The following is a 24,501-nucleotide window of genomic DNA, read 5'->3' as shown; positions in this document are numbered from 1 at the left end:
TCACATCATCGTGTGCGTTATTCTAGGGGATGGAGGCGAAAATCGATCAAGGCCGCGCGAAAGAACCGTGCGTTTTGAAAAGACTGCGTGAAGTGCCGGACAGTGCAGTGACTGCTTAGAAAAGAGGCCGTCAGAGCTTATACGCCGTGCGGAAGCCGCCCCAGTGCCGGCCGCGTACGCGGACCGGCACGTCGATCTCGCGCATCATCACCATGTTGCCATTGCCCATGTCGCGGGCGTAGCTCTGGATCAGATAGGCGCGCTGGTTGCGCCCGGCGGCGAGGCCGGCCGCGTCATTGAAGATGCGGCGGTTGCGGCTGTTGGCGGTGTTGAAGGCGACATCGCCCGGCCGCTGCGGGTGCGAATAGATCTTGTTGTGCACCGGCAGATAGCCGTTGCGGTCGATCATGGCGCAGAACGCCATCCGCGGATCCTTGGCGAGGAAAGCCTCCTGGAACGGCGGCAGCGCGCGCTCCGCCCAATCCAATATTTTTGTGCGGTACTGCATCGGATTGGTGCCGGATATCTCGACATAGTCGGTGTCGAACATGTCCTCGATCGTGACGGCGCCGCTCGCGATCCCGTTCTCGAAAATCCTGGTCAGCGCCACGCCCGCTTCCATCGCGCGCATGACGAACTCGGTGTTCTCGTCGCGGATCGCCCACAATTTGTCTTCGATCTTCTCGCGCAGCTCCAAGGTCAGCGCCTCGAAGCGTGCCTGCGCGCCGGCCTTGGTCTTGTCGGCGATCCGGATCTTGACGGCGCCGACATCCTGAAGTGTGGCGGCAAGGCTCTGGTGCAGTTGCAGGCGTTCGGCCTCGGGTCCCGAGATCAGGATGCCGTCCATGGATATCTCATAGACCGGCGCGGTGACGACGCTGCCGCGCGCTTGCATCTCGAGCTTGAGGTTGCAGGGCAGCCGCTCGCCCTTGCGTGGGTCTTCGCGCTCGCCCTGCCGCAGCAGCACCGCGCAGCGCGATTTCAGTTTTTGCGCAAAGCTGGTCACCGCGCGGCCGGCCTGGGCGACGTCCTTGCCATGCGCTTCGGCGTCCCTGGTGGCCTGATCGATCTCGGCGGCGCTGTCGCCGACCGCGACGATGAAGCTCGAGGCGGAGGAGGCATTCTGCGCGATCTCGCCGGTGGTCTTATGCTGCTCGGTCACCGCGCCGCTGACATGCGCGAACACCGGGCGGATCGCCTCGATCGCCTGCGCGATGCGGTGCACGGCATCGGCCGAGCCCGCGGCGTCCTTCTGCAGTGCCTCGATCTTCTTCGTGATCTCTTCGGTCGCGCCCTGGGTCTGCACCGCAAGCGCCTTCACTTCGGTCGCGACCACCGCGAACCCCTTGCCGGCGGCGCCGGCACGCGCGGCCTCGATGGTCGAGTTGAGGGCGAGCAGGGTGGTCTGCCGCGCGATCTGCGCGATCAGGTTGACGACGTTGCCGATCGCGGCGGAGGATTCGCGCAGGCGGTCGACATTGGCGCGGGCCTCGCGCGCCGCGGCGCCCGCTTCGTCGGCGAGCCGGCCGGCGTCGCGCACCTGCGCGCCGATCCCCTGCGCCGAATCGGTGAACTTGTCGGCCGCCTGCGAGAAGGTCTCGGCCGTAGTCTGCGCCGCATTGGTGCGGCCGGTCAGCGCATCCGTGCGCTCGCGGATGGTCGCAAGCGTCGCCGCGGTTGCCTCGGCCCCGCCGGCCACGGATTGGGCGGCACGCTCGAGTTGCCGGATCATGCCGCCGAGCTCGAGTTCGAGCAGTTCCAGGATCTCCTGCGCCGAACTGGTATCGGGGGAGGGGGTTATCAGCCGGCGCCGCCGCTGCGGTCGCAACCTTCGGCTCGACGGCTGCTGCCACGGGTTCCGGATCTCGCTTGCGAAACAAACCGAACGCCGCCATGGGGGTTCTCTTGCAAGTTGAAATGGACTGTCCGATTCTCCCATCCGTAGGTGAAATCGTGGTTAACGGCTGCCTGATTTTCCGGAAGGCGGCACGGCCGGCATGCCAGATCACGCCGCAAGTCTTTGATTTTGGCCTGTCGGAGGCCTATAACGCCGCGCCTCACCCCCTTTTTGAAAGACGATTCCCAAGGGACCTCGCATGGCCGGCCATTCCCAATTCAAGAACATCATGCACCGCAAGGGCCGGCAGGATGCCCAGAAGTCGAAGCTGTTCGGCAAGCTGGCCCGCGAAATCACGGTCGCGGCCAAGCTCGGCACCCCCGACCCCGCCATGAACCCCCGGCTGCGCGCCGCGATCGTTGCCGCGCGGGCGGAAAACATGCCGAAGGACAATATCGAGCGCGCCATCAAGAAGGCCGCCGGTAATGAGGGCGAGAACTATGACGAGATCCGCTACGAGGGCTATGGCCCCGGCGGCGTCGCCGTGATCGTCGAGGCCCTGACCGACAACCGCAACCGCGCCGCCTCCGACATCCGCTCCTACTTCACCAAGTCCGGCGGCAATCTCGGCGAAACCGGCTCGGTCGCCTTCATGTTCGACCGGGTCGGCATCATCGAATATGACCACAAGGCCGCCTCCGACGATGCGATGCTGGATGCGGCGATCGAGGCCGGCGCCGACGACGTCGTGTCGAGCGAAAGCGGCCACGAGATCTACGCCTCCCCGGAATCCTACCGCGAGGTCGCGAAGGCGCTGGAAGCGAAATTCGGCGAGCCGCGCAAGGCGTCGCTGACCTGGAAGCCACAAAACACCGTCGCCGTCGATGACGAGACCGGCGAGAAGCTGCTCAAGCTGATGGATCTGCTCAACGACCACGACGACGTCCAGAACGTGTTCGCCAATTTCGAGATCTCGGACGCGCTGATCGCGAAGATGGGCGGGTAAGCCCATCTCTCGTGATACCGTCATGGCCGGGCTTGTCCCGGCCATCCACGCGTATCCACTCGTGCTGAAGGACGTGGATGCCCGGGACAAGCCCGGGCATGACGAGGTGGGTGCACCGCTTTCCCCGTGCATGACCTCCCCGTTTGTGTTTCGTTCTCGAAACGCAGCGGTTATCACTACCCCATGACAGTCCAGCCGATTCGCAAACCCGCCCGCATTCTCGGCATCGACCCGGGCCTCCGCCGCACCGGCTGGGGCGTGATCGAGGTCGAGGGCAATCGGCTGGTGTTCATTGGCTGCGGCTCGATCGAGCCGTCGGAACGGCTGCCGCTGTCGGGCCGGCTGCTCGCGATCCATGAGGGGCTGGCCGCCGTGCTCGGCGATTTCAAACCGGCGGAAGCCGCGGTCGAGCAGACGTTTGTCAACAAGGACGGTGTTGCGACGCTGAAACTCGGTCAGGCCCGCGGCGTCGCCATGCTGGCGCCTGCAATGTTCGGCATCGAGGTTGCCGAATATGCGCCGAACCAGGTCAAGAAAACCGTCGTCGGCGCCGGACACGCCGAGAAGAACCAGATCGCCGTGATGCTGAAGATCCTGCTGCCCAAGGCCGAGCCGCAATCGCCCGACGCCGCCGATGCACTCGCGGTCGCGATCACGCACGCCCATCACCGCCAAAGCACCGCATTGCGGCTGAGAGTAGCCAGCCTATGATCGGCAAATTGAAAGGCCTCATCGACTCCTATGGCGAGGATTACGTGATCCTCGATGTCGGCGGCGTCGGCTATCAGGTGCATTGCTCCGCGCGCACGCTGCAGGCGCTGCCCTCGCCGGGCGAGGCCGCGGTGCTCTCGATCGAGACCTATGTGCGCGAGGACCAGATCAAGCTGTTCGGCTTCCGCACCGACAACGAGCGCGAATGGTTTCGCCTGTTGCAGACCGTGCAGGGCGTCGGCGCCAAGGTCGCGCTCGCCGTGCTCGGCACGCTGCCGCCTTCCGACCTCGCGAACGCGATCGCGCTGCGTGACAAGGCCGCGGTGGCGCGCACGCCCGGCGTCGGGCCGAAGGTCGCCGAGCGCATCGTCAGCGAGCTGAAGGACAAGGCGCCCGCCTTTGCCAATGTCGATCCCGCCGTGGTCCATCTCGCCGGCGCCATCGACAACGAGCGCGCGCCGCGGCCGGTGACGGACGCGATCTCCGCATTGGTCAATCTCGGCTATGGCCAGCCGCAAGCCGCCGCCGCCATCGCCGCCGCCTCGCGCAGCGCAGGCGAGCAGGCTGAAACCGCGCAGTTGATCCGGCTGGGCCTGAAGGAACTGGCGAAGTGATGGCTCACCCTACGGGACTATGCCTTCGCACTGCCTGTTACTGTGCCCTCTCCCCTTGTGGGAGAGGGCAGCACCGGAATCGGCAACGAACACGATTGGGTGAGGGGTTTCTTTCCGCGAGCAGCTTGCCCGCCGCGACAACCCCTCATCCGTCGCGCATTGCATGCGCGCCACCTTCTCCCACAAGGGGAGAAGGGAAGGACGCGCGCTTTGCCCACCCTACGATCGTCACGGAATTGACGACATGAACCCGCCCTCCCGCATCGTCACCCCTGAGCGTCGCGCCGATGATGTCGGTGACACCGCGCTGCGTCCGCAATCGCTGTCCGATTTCGTCGGCCAGGCGCAGGCGCGCAAGAACCTTTCGATCTTCATCGAGGCCGCACGCAAGCGCGGCGAGGCGCTGGATCACGTGCTGTTCGTCGGCCCCCCGGGTCTCGGCAAAACCACGCTGGCGCAGATCGTCGCGCGCGAACTCGGCGTCGGCTTTCGCGCCACTTCGGGCCCGGTCATTGCAAAGGCTGGCGATCTCGCCGCGCTGCTCACCAATCTGGAAGAGCGCGACGTCCTTTTCATCGACGAGATCCATCGCCTGAGTCCCGCCGTGGAGGAGGTGCTCTATCCAGCGATGGAGGATTTCCAGCTCGACCTCATCATCGGCGAGGGTCCCGCCGCGCGCTCGGTGAAGATCGAGCTTTCAAAATTCACCCTCGTCGGCGCCACCACGCGCGCCGGCCTGCTGACCAATCCGCTGCGCGACCGCTTTGGGATTCCGATCCGGCTGAATTTCTACACCGAACAGGAGCTGGAGAAGATCGTCGCCCGCGGCGCCCGCGTGCTCAACATCGGCATGAGCCCCGACGGTGCCAATGAGATCGCCCGCCGCGCCCGCGGCACGCCGCGCATCGCCGGCCGCCTCTTGCGCCGGGTGCGCGACTTTGCTTCGGCTGCAGACGCCACGTCGGTCGACCGCGCCATCGCCGACCACGCGCTTTCCGCGCTCGAGGTCGATGCCGCTGGCTTAGATGCGATGGACCGCCGCTATCTCAGCACCATCGCGATGAACTATGGCGGCGGCCCGGTCGGGGTCGAGACGATGGCCGCCGCCCTGTCGGAGCCGCGCGATGCGATCGAGGACATCATCGAGCCCTACCTGATCCAGTGCGGCTACCTGCAGCGCACGCCGCGTGGCCGGCTCCTCACCTCGCATGCCTTCCGCCACCTCGGCCTCGCCGAGCCCACGCGCGATCCCTCGCAATTCGGCCTGTTCGGCAACGACGACGATTGATCTTCGATCGTCGTAGCCCGGGTGACGCGCCAGCGTAACCGGGGGCCGCTCTTGAACGTTGGTGCAGGAGTCCCGGGTTACGCGTTCGCTCCACCCGGGCTACGGCGACGTGTCTCATCACATCCTCGTGCAGCAGACCCCCTGACAATCTGCACAAACGCACCGCAATTCCGCTCCAATCGGACCCCATCAACGAGGGGCATCACCGATTGTCCCCATGTTCTCACGACGTCAATTTTTCAGATCCATCGGCGGCCTCACCGCCCTCACGGCGTCGACCTCGGCCTATGGCTTCGGCGTCGAGCCGGTCCTGCGGCTCCGCGTCACGCGATACCATCTCACCCCACCGCGATGGCCGGCGGATTTCCCGCTGAAGATCGCCGTGATCGCGGACCTGCACGCCTGCGATCCCTGGATGTCGCTGGAGCGCATCGAGACGATCGTCGCGCGCACCAACGCACTTGAGCCCGACATCATCGTCATGCTCGGGGACTACGTCGCCGGCCACCGCCATGTCACCCGCTTCATTCCGGCAAGCGAATGGGCCGCGGTGCTGGCGAACCTCAAGGCGCCGCTCGGCGTGCACGCGATCCTCGGTAACCACGATTACTGGGACGACAAGACCGTGCAGCGCGAGGGTCAGGGGCTGACGGTGGCCCATCGTGCGCTCGAAGCCAACGGCATTCCGGTCTATGAGAACGATGCAAAGCGCCTGACCAAGGCCGGCCGCCCGTTCTGGCTCGCCGGCCTCGGCGATCAGCTCGCTTATATGCCGGCACGGCGTTTCCGCCCCGTGCGCCGTATCGGCGTCGACGATCTCGGCGCGACGCTCGCGAAAGTCACCGACGATGCGCCGGTCATCCTGCTGGCACACGAGCCTGACGTCGCGCTGCGCGTCCCCTCACGCGTGGCGCTGCAATTGTCCGGCCATACCCATGGCGGCCAGGTCCGCGTGCTCGGCTGGTCGCCCGCGGTGCCGCCGCGGCAGGGCGTCGAGCTCGCCTACGGCCACCTGCGCACCAATTGCGACGTCATCGTCTCCGGCGGCCTCGGCTGCAGCATCATGCCGTTCCGCATCGGCGTTCCCCCGGAGATCGTGCTGGTGACGCTCGGCAAGCCCGGACCGGCCGTGGCGTAATACGCGCTTGCGTGTGGCGCGGATTTTGCGCAAAAGCTCGATCTTCCCAGCGAGACGATCGAGGTTCGCAAGTGACAGCTCATCTCGACGGCGAGATCCGCGACGGCCGCCATCACATGCAGTGCCGCGTCTATTACGAGGACACGGATTTCTCCGGCATCGTCTATCACGCCAACTATCTGCGCTTCATGGAGCGCGGCCGCACCAATCATTTGCGGCTGATGGGCGCCGAGCAGCATGCGCTGTTTGCCGAGACCGAGGTGGAGACGCCGGGCTTTGCATTCGTCGTGCGTTCGATGCAGATCGATTTCCTGCGGCCGGCGCGGATGGACGATGTGCTCGACGTCGTAACCTGGCCGGTCGCCGTGAAGGGCGCCTCGATCATGCTGGCGCAGGAAGTGCGGCGCGGCGAGGAAGTGCTGGTGAAAGCGCAGGTGCGCGTCGCCTTCATCAGCCAGGGCAGGGCGCAGCCGATCCCGAAATCGCTGCGGCTCTTGCTGAAGGCCGATGTGGTGTGAAGATCGTGCCACAGATTCGGTGTCGTCCCGGCGAACGCCGGGACCCATAACCGCAGGGAGCGGTTGTTTGGCGACGACGTCGACCAGATCGCCCCACCGATAGATCCCGCGGTATGGGTCCCGGCTCAAGTCCGGGACGACGGTAGTGTCACGCCGCAGCCTTGTGGCGCGCGATTTCGGCCTTGTAGAGCTCGAACTCCTCCGCGATCGCTTTCGCCACCGAAGGCCGCGCGCGCAGGCGTTCGTAATAAGCCTTCAGCGTCGGCCATTTTACGAGGTCAACCGGCGGCGTCGCCATGGTCCAGTTGATGACGGTGACGAGATAGGCATCCGCCACGCTGAAATGGTCGAGCAGGTAGTCGCGCCCCTTCAGATAGTTTTCGAGATAGTCGAGCCGCGACAGGTTCTTCTCCACGACATAGGTCTTCGCGTCCTGCGGCGCCTTCTTGTCGAGCAGCGTCACGAACAGGCCCTTGTGCAGTTCGGTGCCGATGAAGCAGAGCCATTGATGCAGCCGGCTGCGCTCCATGCCGGCGCCGCTGCCGAGATTGGCCTCTGGGAAGCGGTCGGCGACGTATTGCAGGATCGCGGCGTTCTCGGTCAGCACCGCGCCGTCATCGGCGCGCAGCGTCGGCACCAGGCCGAGCGGATTGACCTCTGTGAAATCCGAGCCGTCGTTCAGCACCACCTTGCTCCTCGGATCGACCTCGAGATAGTCGGCGCTTGCGCCCGCTTCATACAGCGCGATGCGGGTCGCCATCGAGCAGGCGAGCGGCGAGAAATAAAGCTCCATGGGTGCCTCCTTGGCGGTTCGGCCCGGCGGCCGGGCCTCCTGTTGATTTTTGTACTGTTCTGCATAATATGGTTTCGGTCAAGGAATTTTCTGCGAAATGGTACAAAAAAAGAAGAAGCTGCCATCTGCTGCCAAACCGTCGGCTGGCAAAAAGGCTGACGCCGCTGAGCCGAAGCGGCGCGGCCGGCCGCGCGCCTATGAGCCCGACGTTGCCCTCGGCAAGGCGCTCGACCTGTTCCGCAAGCGCGGCTTTGCAGCGACCTCGCTGGACGATCTCAGCGCCGCGACCGGCATGAACCGGCCGAGCCTTTATGGCGCGTTCGGCGACAAGCGCGAGCTCTACATCAAGAGCTATCAGCGCTACCGCGACGATGCGCGCACCGCGATGGTCGACATCTTCCGCGAGGAGTTGCCGATCCGCGAACGATTGGCGCGGATCTATGCGGTGGCGCTCGACATCTATCTTTCCGGCGATTCCCCGCGCGGCTGCTTCACAGTAGTGACGGCGGCTTCCGATGCGGTCGCCGATCCCGAAATCCGCGCCTTGGCGCTCGAAGGCTTCGTCGAGCTCGACAAGGCTTTTGCCTCGTGCTTCCGCCGCGCCAAGGAGAAGGGCGAGCTATCGGCAACCGCCGACATCGCCACGCTCGGGCGGCTTGCTTCCGCCACCCTGCACACCATCGCGCTCCGCGCCCGCGCCCGCGTCTCGCGCGAGGAATTGGAAGCCCTCGTCAACGGCGCCATCGAGGTGGTGTGCCGCTAGCGCGGCATAGTCCGACTAATTCGCGATGCCCGGCGCAATGCCTTTTTGAACAGACTGGGGTGTGCGACGACTAATATTACGTCTGCAATCGTTTAAATCAGGAATGAAATAGCGCCGTCACCTCATCCCTCCATCCTTCGCCATGCGATGCGAGCGGTGCGAGATGATCAAAACATCTCCCTCTCTGAAAGGTGAAAAAATGGCCCGAATTTCCTCAATCTGTTTCGGTCTGATTGCCTACGCAACCTTCCTCGGCACGATTCTCTATATGATCGGCTTCGTCTTCGGTGCCGTCGTGCCGAAAGACATCGACCAAGGGCCCGCTACGCCAACGCTCGAGGCGGTGATCATCAATCTTCTGCTGCTGTCGCTCTTCGCTCTCCAACACAGCGTGATGGCCCGCAGGTCATTCAAGCAGTGGTGGACCCGGTTCATTCCACATGAAATCGAGCGAAGCGTGTATGTCCTTCTCGCCAGTCTGGTCCTGATCTTGCTGGCTTGGCAATGGCGCCCAATTCCAGCGATCATCTGGCGTGTTGCTGATCCGGCCGCTGCCATCGCCCTGTCAGGGCTCGCACTGTTCGGCTGGTTGATCGTGCTGTTCGCCAGCTTTCAGATAAACCACTTTGAGCTATTCGGTCTGAAGCAGGTGTTCGCAGATCCGGCGGTCAGCGCTGTTGGCTCTCGTTTCAAGACTCCATTTTTGTATAGACTGGTACGCCATCCGCTCTATCTGGGCTTCATCATCGCGTTCTGGTCGACGCCAACAATGACGGCTGGGCACTTTCTATTCGCGGCCGTCGCAACAGCCTACATTTTCGTCGGCGCCAGCCTGGAGGAGCGCGATCTGATCGCGCTGTTTGGCGATCAGTATCGGCAGTATCGCGAGGGAGTGGCGATGCTGGTGCCCTGGCCTCGTTCCATCAAGGCCGATCACTACACAACGGAGCCTAACGCGAGCGACCGCTGAGATTGTTCGTAGCGCGCTCGTGCAAGAACTCTCTTCGAGACCGGATAGTAACGCGGCCGCCAGTCGGCCGCGGCGGCGGAATGCTTTGTGGCTTGCGCTACTGCTGCTGGCCTCATTGACGCTGCTGACGGATCGCGCAGCCGCGGCCGAGCAGGTCGACCCCACGCCGCGGATCGCGATCATTTCGGCCTATACCCCCGAATGGCTCGCGCTCAAAAATGCAATGAACGCGACCCGGACGGAGATCATAGCTGACGTGACCTACATCGCGGGTCGCCTCGAAGGCAAAGACGTCGTTCTTTTCCTCAGCGGCGTGTCAATGGTCAACGCCGCCATGACCACGCAGGGCGCGATTGATCATTTCAAGATCAGGCGCATCGTCTTCTCCGGAATTGCCGGCGGCATCAACCCCAGTCTTTCGCCAGGAGATGTCGTCGTGGCCGATCGCTGGTCTGAATATCTCGAATCTGTGTTTGCCCGGCAAGACGGAGCCCGCTGGTCGATACCGAACTGGCTCGGCAAGACGCTGCCGAACTACGGCATGATTTTCCCCCGCGCGGTCGGAATTGCTCATCCGGGTGAGCGCGAGCCGGAAAAGCGGTTCTGGTTTGACGTCGATCCGACCATGCTGGAGATTGCACGTTCGGTCGCGCCGAAAGTCGAGCTGAAGGCCTGTCTTAATCGGGATGTCTGCGGAACCACACGTCCCCGTGTCGTCGTCGGAGGTGCCGGCGTCTCCGGTCCGGCGTTCGTTGACAATGCCGAATTCCGCAAGTGGATTTGCGATACTTTCAAGGCGAGCCTGGTTGACAATGAAAGTGCGCCAGTCGCCCATGTCGCCTATTCGAACCATATCCCCTTTATAGCCTTCCGCGGCCTGTCGGATCTGGCCGGCGGCGATGCCGGCGGAAACACGGAGAATGAGCTCGAACACCTGGCGTCGGACAACGCCGCCGCGGTGGTCAAAGCATTTCTCCGCGCTCTCCCAGCTCAAGAGTCTCCCGAAAACCGCTCCAGCGAAGGAAGCAAGTAACATAGACCTGTAGCTGCGCAGGCAGGAATGCGGGCGCTTCCCAACCATGCACGAGATGTGCTCGCGGTCTCATCGTGTCGGGCGCTCTCGGAAGAGCGCCCGCGTGTTGAACGATAGAGCCAACTACTGCCCGTGATGTGCCTTGATGGCTTGCTCGACTTCCCGTTTGACGGCCTCAAGGTTGAAGCTCGCCGGCGCCTGCATTGGAGGAAAGTCGATGGCCGTTTGCGCCAATCTGGCAACCTCTTGCTGAACAAGCACGAAGCGCCAGAATTCGCGGGCCATGAAATCATTCATATAACCTCCGCCCATGTTGTTCAGGCTTTCGCCGCGGATTGACGGCGTCCGCTCAAACGGGTCTTGGCGGATGTTGACCATGGTTGGCATGTCGGTGGTGTCTTTTTCTCCCGGCCACCCATAAGGCTGCTGGAAGAACTGAAACTTGAAGTTGTCGTGGCGAAGCGCACCGAGATGCGGACCGGCGAAATAGAATATCTCATGGCGAACGGAGGGACCGCTGCCCGTCAGCAGATCCATCTGATTGTAACCGTCGAGGTGGTTCTTGTAGCTGCGGCCTTCCAGCGTCACGCCCTTAAGGAGCTGGTCGGTAATGTTCGGGTTGCCCGCCGCAGCGGTTAGTGTCGGGAACCAATCGAGCCCAGAGAAGATTCCATTCTCGACCGAGCCCGGCTTGACGCGTCCCGGCCAGCGAATGATGGCCGGCACGCGGAAGCCGCCTTCATAGCTCGTCCCCTTGGTGGCCTTGAACGGGGTCATGCCGCCGTCCGGCCAGGTGAATACCTCGGCGCCATTGTCCGTCGTGAAGATGACGATGGTGTTGTTGGTTTCGCCGATGTCATCGATATGCTTGAGCAGGGCGCCGACGCTGTCGTCGAGTTGGGCCATGCCGGCTTCCTCGAGACCGTAGTTCGTGTCGTGGTTCTGCATCGCGCTGTACTTCTTCGACAGGAATGTCCAGACGTGCATGCGAGTCGGGTTGTGCCAGATGAAGAAGGGTTTGCCGTCGCGCTTGGCCTTATCCATGAAGTCACTGGACGCCTTGACCAACTCCTCGTCGATGGTGGTCATGTCGTACTTCGCCTTCAGGAATGGCAGATCATGCATATTCGGCACGTTCGACATGTCGGGGAACGGCGGCAGCGGCCCCTCGTCGACGATCCTTTGCTTGCCGATCTTGCCCCAGCGCGGCATCTCGGTGGGGTCGTCCGTGTCCGTCGCGTAGCTGTGGATCAGGCTGCGCGGGCCATACTTGTTGTAGTAGTCCTGGTTGGCGGGGAACGAGTACCAGTACGGATCAGACATCGCGTCAAGGTGATATAGATATCCGAAGAATTCGTCGAAGCCGTGCACTGTCGGCAGATATTTGTTGAGATCGCCGAGGTGGTTCTTGCCGAACTGCCCCGTTGCGTAGCCGAGCGACTTGAGCGCGGTGGCCAGTGTCACGGCCTGGTCCGGGATGCCAACATCGGCGCCAGCCTGACCGACGGTCGTTAGCCCCGTGCGGATCGGTAACTCGCCGGTGATGAAGTTGGCGCGTCCTGCCGTGCAGCTCGCTTCGGCGTAGTAGTCGGTGAACATCATGCCTTCGGACGCCAGCTTGTCGAGGTTTGGCGTCTTGCCGGACATCATTCCGCGGTGGTACGCGCCGATGTTGAACCAGCCAATATCGTCTCCCATGATGACAAGAATGTTCGGCGGCCGTTGCTGCTGTGCGGCCGCCGGTGGTGCGGTCGCCGCCAGCACGGCAGCGAACAGCGCGAGTACGCCGATCCAAACGGTCTTTCGGATACTCATGATCTGTTCCCTTCCTCGAACTGTTGCCGATTGCAATACCAAGCGCTTCTCGGAGCGCACCCTGCAGCGAGCGCATCCGAGCGAGCCTTCCGCCACTTGCTCTTCAGCCTATTAAAGGTGGCCTGACCGCGACTATGCACTTCCGGCAGATCGCATCCCGAGAGAGGGAGGGCCTCAGTTTGCAGGTATGCGCGTCATGGTGCCCACCACGGCGTCCGCAGTCTCCAGCGCTCCCTCAACCCATCCCTGCTTGGTCGACCATGCCTCGCTGACGATGTGCAGCGCCGTTCCGGGCACCGGAGATGCGATTTTCTTCATGATTTCCCAGCTCTTCACGCCCTGATTCCAGGTGTGCCAGGCGCCGCCGTACGGATCTTCTTCCCAGTTCATGAAGCCGACTGACAGCGGCGCTGCCACGGGCTGATCGAGCCCGTGCACGACGCCGATCTGGCGACGGACTTCTGTCGCCACGGGGCCGTCAGGATCGAGCATGGTGAATCCGCTGGCGCCCGGCTGTTCCAGGCGCCGCAAGCCAGCCCAGTAATCGAGCTGCGGACGATCGAAATAGCCCATGGTCAGGTGGCCTGTCGCGCCTGCCGGCCGGTCGGGCTCGGTGCCGAAATAATAGATCTGTCGGATCGGCAGGTCGGTGGTCGCCCGTCCGCTGGTCAGACCGAGCGGACGCCACCAGGGCTGCTCATGAGCGAGAAAGACCTTGCCAAGCGGGCGCGGCGTCACGGTTGCAAGCAGAGCTGCGATGGGTGGCTCTTTCAACACAGCGCAGTCGTCGATGATCTCGATCGCCCGGCGCGGCAGCGCAAGTACGACACGACGCGCACGAAAGGCGCGCGGTCCGTCAGGCGTCGTGAAGACGAGTTCGTGCAGACCATCGCCTGTCTGGGCCGGAGTGCGCAGTGATACCAACCTATGCTGATGATGAATGGTGCTGCCTTCGCGCATGACGGCGGCCGCAAGCGCGTTCGGCAAGGCCTGCATGCCGTCCACCAGAGTTTTCTCGGTCGGGCTGCCGGTATACTCGATCACCAACGACAATGCGTCGGCGGCATTCCAGTTGCTTACGACTGCACTGTAGCCAATTCCCATCTCGATGAACTGAAGCGCCTCATCGGATAGAAATCGGCCGAGCAGATTGCTGAAGCCCCAGTCGATCAGCGGAAAGCCGTCGAGGGTGAGCGACTCTTGCATCTTCGCCCACTCGTCGGGCGACAGGTGCTTCATGGAAGGCATCACCCGTCGGACGGCTTTGACGATCAATTCGAACGGATCGAGATAGAGTTCGTCCGGGCGCAGCCCGTAGGGGAGGGGTTGCTTCTTTGCGATGTCGCCGGCACGCCACTGCTTGCCCCGGGAATAGAAGATGCTCTCCGAGTTGCCCGTGGTGAACTCGCGAATCCCGAGACCGAATTTTGCCGCGAGCGAGGTGATGAGCGCGTGACTGGAAAGAAAGCGCATCGCGCCGAATTCTGCGGCGATGCCGGTGGTCCCCGGCATGGTCACGCTGAGCAGGCGACCGCCGACGCGCGCGGATGCCTCGAACACCGCCATGCCGCCGGGAGGCTGGCCGCAACCGAGCAGGCGCCACGCGGTGTAGAGGCCGCCAACCCCGGCGCCGACGATAGCCGTGTCTAGGGTATCTTCGGTAGATCGAAATCGATCGTTGCCGCTCATTGGGGTTATTCCTGTCAAGTCGAACGATTACGATGCTGCGCGGCCCCTGATAAGGAGTGGCCTGGGAGCCGAGGTAGAACGCAAGTCACATTGATCTTCACCAGAGACTTGGTCAGTCCGCTGAGTTCAGGAAAGATGCAATGTTTCAACCGTAACCGAACTTCGATGCGTAGAACTATTTCCGTAGTGAGCGGGGAAGATCTGGCGCGAGCTTACGACCCATAGCTGTGCTGGTAGCAACGCGTGAACACTGGTTCGCTCTACGTTTGGACGCGGACTTCGGCGACTCCAGTATTGAGGTCCGCTAAGGGTCTTGGTTGTGTCCAAACGGATAGGTCGGCATGCGGCCGTAGTCGCCAATCATTGCAGGCGGCCGCTGTTCTCGCGTCGGATCGTCCAATGACGGCTAAAGTGGGTATGCGACGTGGTATTGCGCTTTTGGACGCACTCTCCGACCTTCAGGCAGCGCGGATGGCTGCAATCAGGCTCGGTTTGCCGACGATGTTCATCATCCGTGTGAGGTTATAGGCGAGAACATGCAGCGCCATCTCAGCGGCTACATTCCGTAGGTGCTTCATCAGGAAGTGGGTCGCACCCATACGGGCTTTGATCGTGCCGAAGGGATGCTCGACCGTCTCGCGCCGCGTCCGCATGGCGTCAGGATTGGAATCGAGCCGTCTCTGGACCTCCTCGACCACATGCTCATGCTCCCAGCGCGTGATGCGGCGCTCCTTTGACGGCGTGCATTGGCTCTTAATCGCGCAGCCTAGCGTCTTTGATCGCAGGGGAGATCCCAGGGCCGCTCCCGCTCGCCGAGACCGCCATCAACATTGTTGTCTGTGACGAGTACCTGCAATTGAATCTCCTTGCTTGTGGCTGCGAATGCGACACTTCCGTGCAGGCAGTCAAATGCGCAGGAGCTTCATTGCGATTTTGAGAATGGCGGCGGCGACATTCGTCACCGGAGTCGACGTGCTGATCTGCTTGCAACAGCGATGCAGCTTGGTGACATCAACGTCACCACTCTCGTTGACCACTGTCAATCAAGGAAGTCTATTCTTGCAGGCCTACAGACTCACTCAAAGCCTCTCTGATCGGAGCACCAGAATTGGCTGGGCGAACAAGTTGGCTTCCCTCCTTGCAAATTCCGAAAAGTGATGTATATTGGAGTTGTTCGATTAGCCGCTGTGCCTTGTTGAATGCGCCTGCGGGCTCCTTTTCCAAAGACATCGACGAAGTTGAAGATAACCGCGCGGTTGTCGCGCGGCATGCGCTTGCGCGCTTTGGAGAAGAAAATGACTACAGGTATTGTTAAGTGGTTCAATGGCCAAAAAGGCTTTGGTTTCATCCAACCGAACGACGGTGGCAACGATGTGTTCGTTCACATCAGCGCTGTTGAACGGGCTGGCCTTTCCGGACTCGGCGAGGGTCAGAAGGTCAATTTCGAGATCAAGACCGACAAGATGCGAGGCAAGGTCAGCGCTGAGAACCTCTCGCTGGCTTGATATCGTCGGCGCCGTTTCACGGATGTACTGAAACGGACCCTCTGCCCGCTCGATCCTCGGATTGAGCGGGTTTTGTCCGTTGTGGAGCCCGGTGAGTGATGAGCGCGAAGAAGCCGACAGAGCCATCCCCCGAAGGCATTGCGCGTTCCTATCGCAAGCGCCTGGCCGCTGAAGAGGGGGCGCGGGCATTGGCAGACGTCGAAAGGCATGCGATCGAAGTTCGCACGAACATGGCGCGACTTCGAGAGACGCGTGAGGCCAAGGAAGCAGCTGACGCAGCCCTTCGAGTAGCTTTGCCTCCAGTGCCTGCGCCGAAGAAGCGCCCAAGGAAGCCGCGGATTTAGCGACCTGCAACCAGGGCCAACGGCGAAAAAATTGGGAGGGCCGATCACATGCCAGAGAGCGCGGGTCGTGCGTAGAGCCAGGTCGGACGGCGGCGGGACGATCACCTTCTTTCTCGCGTTCGGCGCAAATCGACAAATGTGCCGGTTGGCGACGACATTCAGCACGCAGAAGCAGGCCTTCAGCTATCTGCAGAAGCATCGAACAGAATTCGAGCGTATGGCGCGGGCGCGTCTTGCTTCAGGCGAGCTCGAAGACGGGATTGTCGTACTTTCGATGCTCTAGTTGTCAAGCCGGACCAGGTTTGCAAGAGCGCTTTTCGCGATCTCAATTGAATGCCTGGACTCTTTCGCAGACCAATGTCGCTCTGGAGACGAGGCTTCGTTCGTCCCGCGCTTCCGTGGCAAGCTATCGATAACCGTAAACGTTTCAAGCTCCTTCGATATCGGCAACACACTGCCCCGCGGCCCTTTGACTGGTCAACCCCAGGCCTTCTTCGTCTGCGGCAAGCGACTCGTCATCAAATTAGAGACATCTAGGGCGCCCTGTCGAGCTGACTTCTTCGCTCCGCTTCCCTGGCCAACCGTTCAGCTTTCAGCCGCTCCCGATTTGCATGGAACGCCTGTTCGGCCTTTTCGTACTCAGTGATCACTTTGTTTTCGGTCTGCTTGAACAGATTATTCGCCTCATTGGCTGCATCCGATGGGGAATGCTGTCTCATGCGTCTCCTCCTTGTTTCTGGTGATCTTCAGTCGCCCAATGTCAGCGCCTTCGAGGTGCTCGGCTTATCGTCGGGTCGGCTTACTACGCTTGGGGCGATCAATTCGCACGCGATCGAACTCCTTGGGGCCGTCGAGCAGATCACGCTTGCGCACCGCCCGATCATCTGCCGTCGTCGTTGTGTCGCCCATGCTATCGATCGTGTCGCCAGCCATTTTGCGAGCGCTCTGCTTCTGGCGATCCTGATCGGCGTGCGACGTAAGTCCCAGTTGCACCAGGCGGCTTATCGCCTCGGACAAGCCAGGCTTGTCTTCCTGCTCATCTATCCATGCTACGATGGCCCTCAGCAATGATTCCGAAGGACTAAAGCCTGCAACCTGAGCTTGGGTGGAACGGCTTACCGGTTTTCTCATCGGACCTTTCAGTTTGCTAACAGAGTGGCCGTGGCGGCCCGCGCCTCGGCACAATCAGAAAACCAACGAGCAGTCCTCCCGATGGGTTCCGACTGAACAGGGAAGCGGGAGCTATCCCTTGCGCAAGATGATGACGCCCCAGACTCAAGGTCGTCCATTACGGGCGCCTTGGAGCCGGAAGTTGACATTCAACGAAGTGAACGAGGGCTGGTAACTGAGGCGGCCCTACTTTCCCAATGCATCGACTGCTTTGGACGATCTGCGCAATGTGGCTTCGCTCACGGCTAATACCGCGTCATTGTGACCAATCGTCAGCAAGGCTAACCGAGCGATCAACGATCGTATGTTAACCCGGTTCCTAAAGGCGCTCGCGCTCGGTCGTTCTATTTTTCAGGCGGCCTCACCGGACCTGCGATCAGGCGATATTTCGGAACCCACGCCGTATTCCACGTCTCCATCGTTGCTCCGCAAACGGCACATTCGAAGCTGCCGATCTCACGGCTCTCAGCCATGGCTTCGGAGCGATTATAAACAGCGCCGCACGTGCACCCTCGATGACGAGTCCCAGTCATTGAGGTTTTATGCGCTCCTCGAGCCACGATTGCCAGCCCTCAAATGTCCGGAAGGGGTCAAAGGCATCGATGTTGTCAGGGTCGCAGCACGTCAGCTTTCCCTCCGAAAGCGACGCTTCTCGCGACACCTACGTTCTTGAATAACTGAAGCCCGGCGCGACAGTTGCGCTAATACCCCCGCCTGCGGTCGACCACGTGCTCCAGCGCGCCGCCGGCCTCAAAACGCTCGATCTGCCGCGCGACATATTTCGAGATCTCGTCCGGATCGGTGTCGGCCGCATTGTGCGGCGTCAGCACCACCTTCGGATGGCTCCAGAACGGGCTGTCCGGTGGCAGCGGTTCGGTCTCGAAGACGTCGAGCGAGGCGGCGCCGAGTGTGCCGTCGTCGAGCGCGCGCAAAATGTCGACCTCATCCTGCAATCCGCCGCGGCCGGCATTGATTAGGACCGGCGCGCCCATCGGGCTGTTGCGATTCAACTGGGCAAAGACCTCGCGGTTGAGCACGTGCCGCGTGTCCGGCGTCAGCGGCAGCAGGCAGACCAGGATGTTGGTCTGTTGCAGGAAGGCGCCGAGCTGTTCTGTCCCGGCAAAGCATTCGATGCCCTCGATCTGCTTCGCGCTGCGGCTCCAGCCAACCACGCGGAAGCCGATCGCCCGCAGCATCTGCGCCGCGTCGGCCCCCAGCGTGCCCATTCCCATGATGCCGACCGTGATCGCGCCCGCTGCCCATTGATGCCGAGGCGCCCAGCGTTTCTCGCGCTGCGACTGGCGCAAGTACAGTTCCTGGCGGTGATGCATCAGCACATGCAGCGTCACATATTCCGTCATCCGGCCGGTGAGATCGGACACCGCGACGCGGACCAGCGGCACGTTGGGCAACGAGGCATCCGCCATCAGCGCGTCGACGCCGGCGCCGAGATTGAAGATCACGCGCAAATTCGGAAACGCCGCAAGTTCGCCCGGGCGCGGCTTCCAGACCGCGGCGTAGTGCACATCAGCGGGATCGGCGCCCGCATCGGGTAACAGCAGCACGCGCCTGTTACGGCAGACCTCGTCGAACCGGGCTTTCCACCGTACCGGCGACCAGTTTTCGGTGCCGCCATGTACCAGCAACGCCAGCGCGCCTTTCGTCATTCCTGCACCCCTCGCCAACAACGTGACCAGCATCACATAACGAATCAAATCGGTCGCATAGTCTCCTGCCACCGATCAAGGGGAGACTTTGAGAAAGCCCACGCCCATAGCTGGCGTGACGTATTGCCGAGAAATACGGAATCTACTGGTGATGCGGAAGCTGCCGCCCGGCGTCATTGCGAGCGGAGCGAAACAATCCATGCCTCCACAAGCGGGGAGATGGATTGCTTCGCTTCGCTCGCAATGACGGCGTGGCGCGGAACTCACCCCTTCTCAAAATTTCTTCTAAGTGTTGTCGGCTGCGGGCATAATCGTTCGTCTTCAACACAACGGAGATGCCTGACGCATGCTGTATGCCATCCTTTGCTATCACGACGAGGACATGGTCGGTTCCTGGACCAAGGAACAGGACGCGGCCGTCATGAAGAAACTATCCGTCGTGCAGGAAAAGCTCGCCCAGCAGGGCCGGCTTGGGCCGGTGGCGCGGCTGTTGCCGACCACGGCGGCGACCACGCTGCGCAAGGACGATCCGCCGCTGGTGCTGGACGGTCCTTTTGCCGAGACCAAGGAGCAGCTGCTCGGCTTCTATGTCGTCGACTGCACGAATCTCGACGAGGCGCTCGACGTCGCGCGCGACCTCGGCGCGGCCAATCCGGGCGGCGCCTATGAGATCAGGCCCGTCGGGGTTTTCAACCCGGGGAGTGTTCAGCCGTGACCGATACCGCCTGGATCGACGCCGCGCTGACTTCGGCGCGACCCCAGGCGGTCGGCGCGCTGCTCCGCTATTTCCGCGATCTCGACCGGGCGGAGGAGGCGTACCAGAACGCCTGCCTGCGCGCGCTGAAGAGCTGGCCGCAGAACGGCCCGCCGCGCGATCCCGCGGCGTGGCTGATCATGGTCGGCCGCAATGTCGGGATCGACGATATCAGGCGCAGCCGCAAGCAGGAGGCGCTACCGGACGACGACCAGGCGATCTCCGATCTCGACGACGCCGAGGACGCACTCGCCGAACGGCTCGACGGCTCGCATTATCGCGACGATATCCTGCGGCTGCTGTTCATCTGCTGCCATCCCGATTTGCCGCCGACGCAGCAGATCGCGCTGGCGCTGCGCATCGTTTCCGGCCTTTCGGTCAAGCAGATTGCGCGCGCCTTCCTCGTCAGCGAAGCGGCGATGGAGCAGCGCATCACCCGCGCCAAGGCGCGCGTGGCGGAGGCGAAAGTGCCGTTCGAGGCGCCGGGTGCGGCCGAACGCAGCGAGCGCCTCGCTTCCGTCGCGGCGATGATCTACCTGATCTTCAACGAGGGCTATTCGGCGAGCGGCGACACCGCCGAGATTCGCAGCCCGCTCTGCGAGGAAGCGATCAGGCTGGCGCGGCTGCTGCTGCGCCTGTTCCAGAGCGAGCCGGAGATCATGGGGCTGACCGCGCTGTTGTTGTTGCAGCACGCTCGTGCCGCGGCGCGGTTCGATGCGGATGGTGCCGTGATCCTGCTCGAGGACCAGGACCGCCGCCTGTGGAACCAGACCTTTATCGCCGAGGGGCTGGCGCTGATCGACAAGGCGATGCGCCATCGCCGCAGCGGGCCCTACCAGGTGCAGGCCGCGATCTCGGCACTGCATGCGCGCGCGGAGAAGCCCGAAGACACCGACTGGAGGCAGATCGATCTGCTCTACGGCGCGCTCGAGATCATGCAGCCCTCGCCTGTGGTGACGCTGAACCGCGCGGTGGCGGTCTCGAAGGTACGCGGGCCGGAAGCGGCGCTCGAGATGATCGATCCGCTTGCCCAGCGGCTGCAGAATTATTTCCACTTCTACGGCGTCCGCGGCGCCTTCCTGATGCAGCTCGGCCGCAATGACGAGGCCCGCGTCGCCTTCGACCGCGCCATCGCGCTTGCCAACACGACCGCGGAGGCCGCTCACATCCGCATGCATCTCGACCGCCTGATCCGCGACAGCCAGCCGCGCGGCGCCAAATCTTCAAAGAGATAGTTTTCCGCTACTGCCCTCAAACCCAAGGAGCAAGCCATGCAGGTCAATCCCTATCTGTTCTACAGCGGCAATTGCGAAGCGGCGCTGAAATACTATGAGAAGGTGCTCGGCGCGAAGATCGAGGCGATGCTCACCCATGAGCAGGCGCCGGAATCGATGCCGGTCGCGCCGGACTGGAAGAAGAAGATCATGCACGCCAAGATCACGATCGACGGCGAGATCATCATGGCCTCCGATTCGCCGCCGGAATATTTCCATAAGCCGCAGGGTTTTGCGGTCTCTCTCACCGTGGAAGACCCCGCCGACGGCGAACGCAAATTCAAGGCGCTCGCGGAAGGCGGCACCGTGACCATGGCCTTCACGCCGACCTTCTGGGCCAAGGGCTTTGGCATGTGCGTTGATCAGTTCGGCATCCCCTGGATGGTGAACTGCCCCGCCGAAGGAATGTGACCTATCGGCACCGCGGATAGATCGCCGAGAGGTCGCGCCCGCGCAACAGCAGAAGCCGCGACGTCAATCCGCCGTGGCTTACGATCCAGCCGCGCACCGGCGCCGGATAGGCCTCGAGCACCGCCTCGGAGGCCTCCGGCTCGGCATAGAAACGCCCGCTCCTGTCGACCGAACGCGCGGCATGGAAGCCGAGCACGGCGCGCCGCGTCACGCAGATGCGATTGTTCGGAACCATCGAGAGCACCAGTGTGCAGGCCGACAGGCAGGGCCCGTCGATCACCACGCGCTCGCCGGAGGCGCGCACGCGCGCGAACAATTCGATGAAAGGCTCGACTTGTCCGCCCGGGCTTGCCAGGATGCGGACCTCGGCGCGCGCGAACGAACTTGCTCCGAGCAGCGCCGCTGCGATCAAAGCCGCCTTGATCACCGCCCTTGACATCCGCTTGCTCCCCGATCTCCTCGTTCTCCTCGCATATTTAGCGGCGTCGCATGCGGCAAGATTTTGTCATGCAGCTTCGTCTAGACTATCGAACTACATGCGATTCCTTCGCATGATGCTGCTCGCCGCAAGGCTGGCCCAGGCTTCAAGATGAACATCGAAACCAATCTGTGGCTGATCCGGCACGCGCCCGTCGATGGGCCGAAAGGGGTCATCCATGGCCCGGACGCGCCGGCCGACCTCGGTGACGAAGCGGCGCTTGCCGCGCTGAAGGCAAGGCTGCCGCAAGGCGCGTTCGCGGCCTGCAGCCCGGCGCGTCGCACGCGGGAGACCGCGGCCGCGCTCGGGCTCGCAGCGGTCGAGAACGCCGCCTTTCGTGAACAGGATTTCGGCGCCTGGACCGGGCGGCGTCACAACGATCTCGTGACTGAGCTCGGCGATGCCTATCACGCGTTCTGGCGATCGCCGGCGAGCAACCGGCCGCCCGGCGGCGAAAGCTTCGTCGATCAGATCGCGCGCGCGAGGCAGGGTCTGGCGACGTTGCCGGCGGGCGATGCCGTGCTGGTCGTGCACTCCGGCACGATCCGCGCGGTGCTCGCAATCGCGCTTGACCTACAGGCTGAGAACGCCTTGCGGTTCGTGATCGATCCGCTGTCGCTCACCCGGATCGATCGCCTGGCCAATGGCTGGCGCGTCATCGCGGTCAACCGGCGGCCCTAGCCGTTCCGCCCTTGTCCGCGCAGCGTCGGCAATCCGATGCCGGCGGCATCGAAGCCGCCATCGACGGCGAGGATCTGCCCGGTGATGTAGCTTGCGCGGTCGGAGCTGAGGAAGAAGATCGCTTCCGCCAGTTCCTCCTCGAGGCCGTAGCGGTTGAGCGGGATCGCGTCGTGATAATCGGCGCGGATGGCGGCCGAATGCACCGCTTTCGCCATCGCGGTGTCGACCGGGCCAGGCGCCACCGCATTGACACGGATGCCGAGCGAGGCGAGCTCGACCGCGAGTTGCTTGGTCAGATGCGCAAGCCCTGCTTTGCTGGTGCCGTAGGCCGAGCGCAGCGTCGAAGCGCGCACCGCCGAGATCGAGGTGATATTGACGATGGCGCCGCCGCCATGCTCGCGCATCAGCGGCGCGGCTGCCTTGGCGCAAAGGAACGGTCCGGTGAGGTTCACCGCCAGGATCCGGCTCCAGTCGGCGTCCGAGGTATCGAGCAGCGGCGCGAACACCGCAACCCCGGCATTGTTGACGAGCGCATCGAGCCGGCCGAAGCGTTTTTCCACCGCGGCAACCGCCGCAGCGACAGCAGCGGCATCGGAGACGTCGCAAGGCAGCGCCAGCGTGTTTTCGGCCTGTTTGAGGCTCGCGACCGCCTCGTTCAGCAATTCGCGCTCGATATCCAGGAGCGCTACGCGCCAGCCCTCGGCGAGGAATCGCCTGGCGGTGGCAAGCCCGATGCCGCGCGCCGCTCCGGTGACGAGCGCGACCTTCTGCGAAGATGAAGTCATGGATGTTCCAACGTTTTCCGATATCGGTTCCTGTTGCGCCGTCTACCTGGCGAAAGCAAGGTCTGCGGCCGCGAAATAAATCCGTCGGCGATGTCGGGCGCCCTGAGCACTGCTTCGTCTTCCCTGTGGCGGCACATCCGGCCGCCGGCAACAGGAGTTTCCATGTCGCTGACGCTGCACTATCACCCGCTGTCGTCGTTCTGCTGGAAGGTGCTCATCGCCCTCTATGAGAACGACGTCCCGTTCGCGCCCAATCCGGTCGATCTTTCCAATCCGGCCGAGCGCGCGGCGCTGTTGAAACTGTCGCCGATCGGGCGATTTCCGGTGCTGCAGGACCATGCGCGGAACCAGGTCGTGCCGGAATCCAGCATCATCATCGACTATCTCGACCGCCATTATCCCGGCCGCACCAAGTTCATTCCGGCTGAGGCCGATCTCGCCTGGCAGACCAGGCTGCGTGAACGCTTCTATGATCTCTATCTGCACCTGCCGATGCAGAAGATCGTCGGCGACCGGCTGCGGCCCGCCGACAGCAAGGATCCGTTTGGCGTCGAGGAGGCGAGGGCGCAGCTGCTCGCCTCCTACCGCATCATCGACGAGCAGTTGGCGCCCGGCGGCTGGGCGGCGGGCGAGGCGTTCACGCTTGCTGATTGCGCCGCCGCGCCGTCCTTGTTCTACGGCAACATGATGGTGCCGTTCGGCGACGAGCACGAGAATCTGCGCGCTTATTTCGAGCGCCTAAAAGCGCGTCCGTCCTTCGCGCGAGTGATGCAGGAGGCCGAGCCCTATTTCAAGATGGTGCCGAAGGAGAGCTGAATGCCATCCACCGACAAAGCCGGGATCATCCGCGCGATCTTCGCCGCCTATCTGGCGAACGACCGCCAGCGCGTCGAGGCGGCCTTCACCGACGACTTCCGTTTCACCAGCCCCTATGACGACAATCTGGACAAGCTGACCTATTTCGCCCGCTGCTGGCGCGATAGCGATTGGATCGCGAGCCATGAGCTGGAACGGATCTTCGTCAAAGGCGACGAGGCCTTCGTGACCTATCGCTGCGTGGCGAAGGACGGAAACAGCTTCCGCAATACCGAGTTCTTTGCCTTCGACGGCGACAAGGTGAAGCGCATCGACGTCTATTTCGGCGCCACCTATCAGGATGGCAAATTCGTCAAGCAGGGCGCGTAGAGCCTGAGAACCAATTCGGTTTTCGGGTAGACGGCATCCGAAGTAGCGGATGTTGAAGACCTCGACGGTGGA

General features: G+C 62.8%; 27 protein-coding genes and 1 pseudogene. 19 read left to right on the top strand and 9 right to left on the bottom strand.

Going from position 1 to position 24,501, the window contains the following annotated elements:
• Window positions 1-130: 130 nt before the first annotated feature.
• The gene (locus ACZXDY_RS24410) at window positions 131-1,828 is read right to left on the bottom strand and encodes a methyl-accepting chemotaxis protein (protein ID WP_464347248.1); all 1,698 of its coding nucleotides are present in this window, start codon (window positions 1,826-1,828) and stop codon (window positions 131-133) included.
• 268 nt (window positions 1,829-2,096) lie between these two features.
• Between ACZXDY_RS24410 and ACZXDY_RS24405 the strand changes: the two genes are divergently transcribed.
• From ACZXDY_RS24405 to ybgC, 6 genes are all read left to right on the top strand, one after another.
• A complete protein-coding gene (locus ACZXDY_RS24405) occupies window positions 2,097-2,843 on the top strand; it encodes a YebC/PmpR family DNA-binding transcriptional regulator (RefSeq protein ID WP_028163702.1) in 747 nt (248 codons plus the stop codon).
• A gap of 183 nt (window positions 2,844-3,026) precedes the next feature.
• Entirely contained in the window at window positions 3,027-3,554 is a 528-nt protein-coding gene (gene ruvC, locus ACZXDY_RS24400; RefSeq protein ID WP_208828726.1) for a crossover junction endodeoxyribonuclease RuvC, read from the top strand.
• Window positions 3,551-4,168: a Holliday junction branch migration protein RuvA gene (gene ruvA / locus ACZXDY_RS24395; RefSeq protein ID WP_028163700.1), complete on the top strand. Its 618-nt coding sequence runs from the start codon at window positions 3,551-3,553 to the stop codon at window positions 4,166-4,168. Before ruvC ends, ruvA begins: the two co-directional genes overlap by 4 nt.
• A 244-nt stretch (window positions 4,169-4,412) precedes the next feature.
• On the top strand, window positions 4,413-5,456 hold the full coding sequence (gene ruvB, locus ACZXDY_RS24390; RefSeq protein ID WP_464347247.1) for a Holliday junction branch migration DNA helicase RuvB: 1,044 nt from the start codon (window positions 4,413-4,415) through the stop codon (window positions 5,454-5,456).
• Window positions 5,457-5,673: 217 nt separating this feature from the next.
• Window positions 5,674-6,594, top strand: coding sequence for a metallophosphoesterase (locus tag ACZXDY_RS24385; RefSeq protein WP_028163698.1), 921 nt, complete (start codon window positions 5,674-5,676; stop codon window positions 6,592-6,594).
• A gap of 116 nt (window positions 6,595-6,710) precedes the next feature.
• Window positions 6,711-7,112 carry a tol-pal system-associated acyl-CoA thioesterase gene (gene ybgC / locus ACZXDY_RS24380; RefSeq protein ID WP_080663688.1) on the top strand — a complete coding sequence of 134 codons (402 nt, stop codon included), beginning with the start codon at window positions 6,711-6,713 and terminating at the stop codon, window positions 7,110-7,112.
• A 148-nt stretch (window positions 7,113-7,260) separates the two neighbouring features.
• Here ybgC and ACZXDY_RS24375 read toward each other — a convergent pair whose 3' ends face one another.
• A complete protein-coding gene (locus ACZXDY_RS24375) occupies window positions 7,261-7,905 on the bottom strand; it encodes a glutathione binding-like protein (protein ID WP_464347246.1) in 645 nt (214 codons plus the stop codon).
• 97 nt (window positions 7,906-8,002) lie between these two features.
• Between ACZXDY_RS24375 and ACZXDY_RS24370 the strand changes: the two genes are divergently transcribed.
• The 3 genes from ACZXDY_RS24370 (at window position 8,003) to ACZXDY_RS24360 (ending at window position 10,671) form a co-directional block, all read left to right on the top strand.
• Entirely contained in the window at window positions 8,003-8,668 is a 666-nt protein-coding gene (locus tag ACZXDY_RS24370) for a TetR/AcrR family transcriptional regulator (protein WP_464347245.1), read from the top strand.
• Between the two features lie 163 nt (window positions 8,669-8,831).
• Window positions 8,832-9,638: a methanethiol S-methyltransferase gene (gene mddA / locus ACZXDY_RS24365; protein ID WP_464347244.1), complete on the top strand. Its 807-nt coding sequence runs from the start codon at window positions 8,832-8,834 to the stop codon at window positions 9,636-9,638.
• A gap of 85 nt (window positions 9,639-9,723) precedes the next feature.
• A complete protein-coding gene (locus ACZXDY_RS24360; protein ID WP_464347243.1) occupies window positions 9,724-10,671 on the top strand; it encodes a 5'-methylthioadenosine/S-adenosylhomocysteine nucleosidase in 948 nt (315 codons plus the stop codon).
• 123 nt (window positions 10,672-10,794) lie between these two features.
• Here ACZXDY_RS24360 and ACZXDY_RS24355 read toward each other — a convergent pair whose 3' ends face one another.
• The 3 genes and pseudogenes from ACZXDY_RS24355 to ACZXDY_RS24345 form a co-directional block, all read right to left on the bottom strand.
• Complete coding sequence (locus ACZXDY_RS24355) at window positions 10,795-12,486, bottom strand: arylsulfatase (protein ID WP_464347242.1); 1,692 nt, start codon at window positions 12,484-12,486, stop codon at window positions 10,795-10,797.
• Window positions 12,487-12,660: 174 nt separating this feature from the next.
• The gene (locus ACZXDY_RS24350) at window positions 12,661-14,175 is read right to left on the bottom strand and encodes a flavin monoamine oxidase family protein (RefSeq protein WP_464347241.1); all 1,515 of its coding nucleotides are present in this window, start codon (window positions 14,173-14,175) and stop codon (window positions 12,661-12,663) included.
• 458 nt (window positions 14,176-14,633) lie between these two features.
• Window positions 14,634-14,939: pseudogene (locus ACZXDY_RS24345) on the bottom strand (transposase); the annotation flags it as partial.
• Between the two features lie 531 nt (window positions 14,940-15,470).
• On the opposite strand from ACZXDY_RS24345, the gene ACZXDY_RS24340 reads away from it, so the two are divergent.
• The 3 genes from ACZXDY_RS24340 (at window position 15,471) to ACZXDY_RS24330 (ending at window position 16,307) form a co-directional block, all read left to right on the top strand.
• The gene (locus ACZXDY_RS24340) at window positions 15,471-15,680 is read left to right on the top strand and encodes a cold-shock protein (RefSeq protein ID WP_028163691.1); all 210 of its coding nucleotides are present in this window, start codon (window positions 15,471-15,473) and stop codon (window positions 15,678-15,680) included.
• Between the two features lie 98 nt (window positions 15,681-15,778).
• Entirely contained in the window at window positions 15,779-16,024 is a 246-nt protein-coding gene (locus ACZXDY_RS24335; RefSeq protein ID WP_130228231.1) for a transcriptional regulator, read from the top strand.
• A gap of 67 nt (window positions 16,025-16,091) precedes the next feature.
• Window positions 16,092-16,307, top strand: coding sequence for a hypothetical protein (locus ACZXDY_RS24330; RefSeq protein WP_130228232.1), 216 nt, complete (start codon window positions 16,092-16,094; stop codon window positions 16,305-16,307).
• A gap of 250 nt (window positions 16,308-16,557) precedes the next feature.
• Here ACZXDY_RS24330 and ACZXDY_RS24325 read toward each other — a convergent pair whose 3' ends face one another.
• Window positions 16,558-16,743 (bottom strand): hypothetical protein, encoded by a 186-nt coding sequence (locus ACZXDY_RS24325; RefSeq protein WP_028163688.1) that lies wholly within the window; start codon window positions 16,741-16,743, stop codon window positions 16,558-16,560.
• Between ACZXDY_RS24325 and ACZXDY_RS24320 the strand changes: the two genes are divergently transcribed.
• The gene (locus ACZXDY_RS24320) at window positions 16,742-17,095 is read left to right on the top strand and encodes a hypothetical protein (protein ID WP_464347240.1); all 354 of its coding nucleotides are present in this window, start codon (window positions 16,742-16,744) and stop codon (window positions 17,093-17,095) included. The genes ACZXDY_RS24325 and ACZXDY_RS24320 overlap by 2 nt on opposite strands.
• A gap of 800 nt (window positions 17,096-17,895) precedes the next feature.
• Here ACZXDY_RS24320 and ACZXDY_RS24315 read toward each other — a convergent pair.
• Window positions 17,896-18,861, bottom strand: coding sequence for a 2-hydroxyacid dehydrogenase (locus ACZXDY_RS24315; RefSeq protein ID WP_464347239.1), 966 nt, complete (start codon window positions 18,859-18,861; stop codon window positions 17,896-17,898).
• 346 nt (window positions 18,862-19,207) lie between these two features.
• On the opposite strand from ACZXDY_RS24315, the gene ACZXDY_RS24310 reads away from it, so the two are divergent.
• Genes ACZXDY_RS24310 through ACZXDY_RS24300 form a run of 3 tightly spaced genes read left to right on the top strand, consistent with a single transcriptional unit; the run spans window position 19,208 to window position 21,300 of the window.
• Entirely contained in the window at window positions 19,208-19,576 is a 369-nt protein-coding gene (locus tag ACZXDY_RS24310) for a YciI family protein (RefSeq protein ID WP_464347238.1), read from the top strand.
• The gene (locus ACZXDY_RS24305; RefSeq protein ID WP_464347237.1) at window positions 19,573-20,850 is read left to right on the top strand and encodes an RNA polymerase sigma factor; all 1,278 of its coding nucleotides are present in this window, start codon (window positions 19,573-19,575) and stop codon (window positions 20,848-20,850) included. The genes ACZXDY_RS24310 and ACZXDY_RS24305 overlap by 4 nt, the downstream gene beginning before the upstream one ends.
• Before the next feature lie 36 nt (window positions 20,851-20,886).
• On the top strand, window positions 20,887-21,300 hold the full coding sequence (locus ACZXDY_RS24300; RefSeq protein ID WP_464347236.1) for a VOC family protein: 414 nt from the start codon (window positions 20,887-20,889) through the stop codon (window positions 21,298-21,300).
• Between the two features lies 1 nt (window position 21,301).
• On the opposite strand, the gene ACZXDY_RS24295 is transcribed toward ACZXDY_RS24300, so the two are convergent.
• Window positions 21,302-21,739: a hypothetical protein gene (locus ACZXDY_RS24295; protein ID WP_028163682.1), complete on the bottom strand. Its 438-nt coding sequence runs from the start codon at window positions 21,737-21,739 to the stop codon at window positions 21,302-21,304.
• 150 nt (window positions 21,740-21,889) lie between these two features.
• Between ACZXDY_RS24295 and ACZXDY_RS24290 the strand changes: the two genes are divergently transcribed.
• Window positions 21,890-22,459, top strand: a complete 570-nt coding sequence (locus ACZXDY_RS24290; protein ID WP_464347235.1) for a histidine phosphatase family protein — start codon at window positions 21,890-21,892, stop codon at window positions 22,457-22,459.
• Here the strand turns inward: ACZXDY_RS24290 and ACZXDY_RS24285 are convergent.
• The gene (locus tag ACZXDY_RS24285; protein WP_464347234.1) at window positions 22,456-23,244 is read right to left on the bottom strand and encodes an SDR family NAD(P)-dependent oxidoreductase; all 789 of its coding nucleotides are present in this window, start codon (window positions 23,242-23,244) and stop codon (window positions 22,456-22,458) included. The two genes, ACZXDY_RS24290 and ACZXDY_RS24285, sit on opposite strands and share 4 nt — an antisense overlap.
• Before the next feature lie 162 nt (window positions 23,245-23,406).
• Between ACZXDY_RS24285 and ACZXDY_RS24280 the strand changes: the two genes are divergently transcribed.
• Together ACZXDY_RS24280 and ACZXDY_RS24275 are read left to right on the top strand one after the other, a co-directional pair.
• Complete coding sequence (locus ACZXDY_RS24280) at window positions 23,407-24,060, top strand: glutathione S-transferase family protein (RefSeq protein ID WP_464347233.1); 654 nt, start codon at window positions 23,407-23,409, stop codon at window positions 24,058-24,060.
• A complete protein-coding gene (locus tag ACZXDY_RS24275) occupies window positions 24,061-24,429 on the top strand; it encodes a nuclear transport factor 2 family protein (protein WP_130228241.1) in 369 nt (122 codons plus the stop codon).
• Window positions 24,430-24,501 lie beyond the last annotated feature (72 nt).

It is taken from the genome of Bradyrhizobium sp. LeoB3 (assembly GCF_055456055.1).
The sequence above is the reverse complement of the archived record's forward strand: the minus strand, read 5'-3'. Positions and strand labels throughout refer to the sequence as shown.

What these genes read in the sequence shown, in the direction of transcription:
- ACZXDY_RS24405 (WP_028163702.1), top strand. Translation starts at nt 2,097, where the DNA reads ATGGCCGGCCATTCCCAATTCAAGAACATCATGCACCGCAAGGGCCGG.
- ruvC (WP_208828726.1), top strand. Translation starts at nt 3,027, where the DNA reads ATGACAGTCCAGCCGATTCGCAAACCCGCCCGCATTCTCGGCATCGAC.
- ruvA (WP_028163700.1), top strand. Translation starts at nt 3,551, where the DNA reads ATGATCGGCAAATTGAAAGGCCTCATCGACTCCTATGGCGAGGATTAC.
- ruvB (WP_464347247.1), top strand. Translation starts at nt 4,413, where the DNA reads ATGAACCCGCCCTCCCGCATCGTCACCCCTGAGCGTCGCGCCGATGAT.
- ACZXDY_RS24385 (WP_028163698.1), top strand. Translation starts at nt 5,674, where the DNA reads ATGTTCTCACGACGTCAATTTTTCAGATCCATCGGCGGCCTCACCGCC.
- ybgC (WP_080663688.1), top strand. Translation starts at nt 6,711, where the DNA reads ATGCAGTGCCGCGTCTATTACGAGGACACGGATTTCTCCGGCATCGTC.
- ACZXDY_RS24375 (WP_464347246.1), bottom strand. Translation starts at nt 7,905, where the DNA reads ATGGAGCTTTATTTCTCGCCGCTCGCCTGCTCGATGGCGACCCGCATC.
- ACZXDY_RS24370 (WP_464347245.1), top strand. Translation starts at nt 8,003, where the DNA reads ATGGTACAAAAAAAGAAGAAGCTGCCATCTGCTGCCAAACCGTCGGCT.
- mddA (WP_464347244.1), top strand. Translation starts at nt 8,832, where the DNA reads ATGATCAAAACATCTCCCTCTCTGAAAGGTGAAAAAATGGCCCGAATT.
- ACZXDY_RS24355 (WP_464347242.1), bottom strand. Translation starts at nt 12,486, where the DNA reads ATGAGTATCCGAAAGACCGTTTGGATCGGCGTACTCGCGCTGTTCGCT.
- ACZXDY_RS24350 (WP_464347241.1), bottom strand. Translation starts at nt 14,175, where the DNA reads ATGAGCGGCAACGATCGATTTCGATCTACCGAAGATACCCTAGACACG.
- ACZXDY_RS24340 (WP_028163691.1), top strand. Translation starts at nt 15,471, where the DNA reads ATGACTACAGGTATTGTTAAGTGGTTCAATGGCCAAAAAGGCTTTGGT.
- ACZXDY_RS24335 (WP_130228231.1), top strand. Translation starts at nt 15,779, where the DNA reads ATGAGCGCGAAGAAGCCGACAGAGCCATCCCCCGAAGGCATTGCGCGT.
- ACZXDY_RS24320 (WP_464347240.1), top strand. Translation starts at nt 16,742, where the DNA reads ATGCGTCTCCTCCTTGTTTCTGGTGATCTTCAGTCGCCCAATGTCAGC.
- ACZXDY_RS24325 (WP_028163688.1), bottom strand. Translation starts at nt 16,743, where the DNA reads ATGAGACAGCATTCCCCATCGGATGCAGCCAATGAGGCGAATAATCTG.
- ACZXDY_RS24315 (WP_464347239.1), bottom strand. Translation starts at nt 18,861, where the DNA reads ATGACGAAAGGCGCGCTGGCGTTGCTGGTACATGGCGGCACCGAAAAC.
- ACZXDY_RS24310 (WP_464347238.1), top strand. Translation starts at nt 19,208, where the DNA reads ATGCTGTATGCCATCCTTTGCTATCACGACGAGGACATGGTCGGTTCC.
- ACZXDY_RS24300 (WP_464347236.1), top strand. Translation starts at nt 20,887, where the DNA reads ATGCAGGTCAATCCCTATCTGTTCTACAGCGGCAATTGCGAAGCGGCG.
- ACZXDY_RS24295 (WP_028163682.1), bottom strand. Translation starts at nt 21,739, where the DNA reads ATGTCAAGGGCGGTGATCAAGGCGGCTTTGATCGCAGCGGCGCTGCTC.
- ACZXDY_RS24290 (WP_464347235.1), top strand. Translation starts at nt 21,890, where the DNA reads ATGAACATCGAAACCAATCTGTGGCTGATCCGGCACGCGCCCGTCGAT.
- ACZXDY_RS24285 (WP_464347234.1), bottom strand. Translation starts at nt 23,244, where the DNA reads ATGACTTCATCTTCGCAGAAGGTCGCGCTCGTCACCGGAGCGGCGCGC.
- ACZXDY_RS24280 (WP_464347233.1), top strand. Translation starts at nt 23,407, where the DNA reads ATGTCGCTGACGCTGCACTATCACCCGCTGTCGTCGTTCTGCTGGAAG.
- ACZXDY_RS24275 (WP_130228241.1), top strand. Translation starts at nt 24,061, where the DNA reads ATGCCATCCACCGACAAAGCCGGGATCATCCGCGCGATCTTCGCCGCC.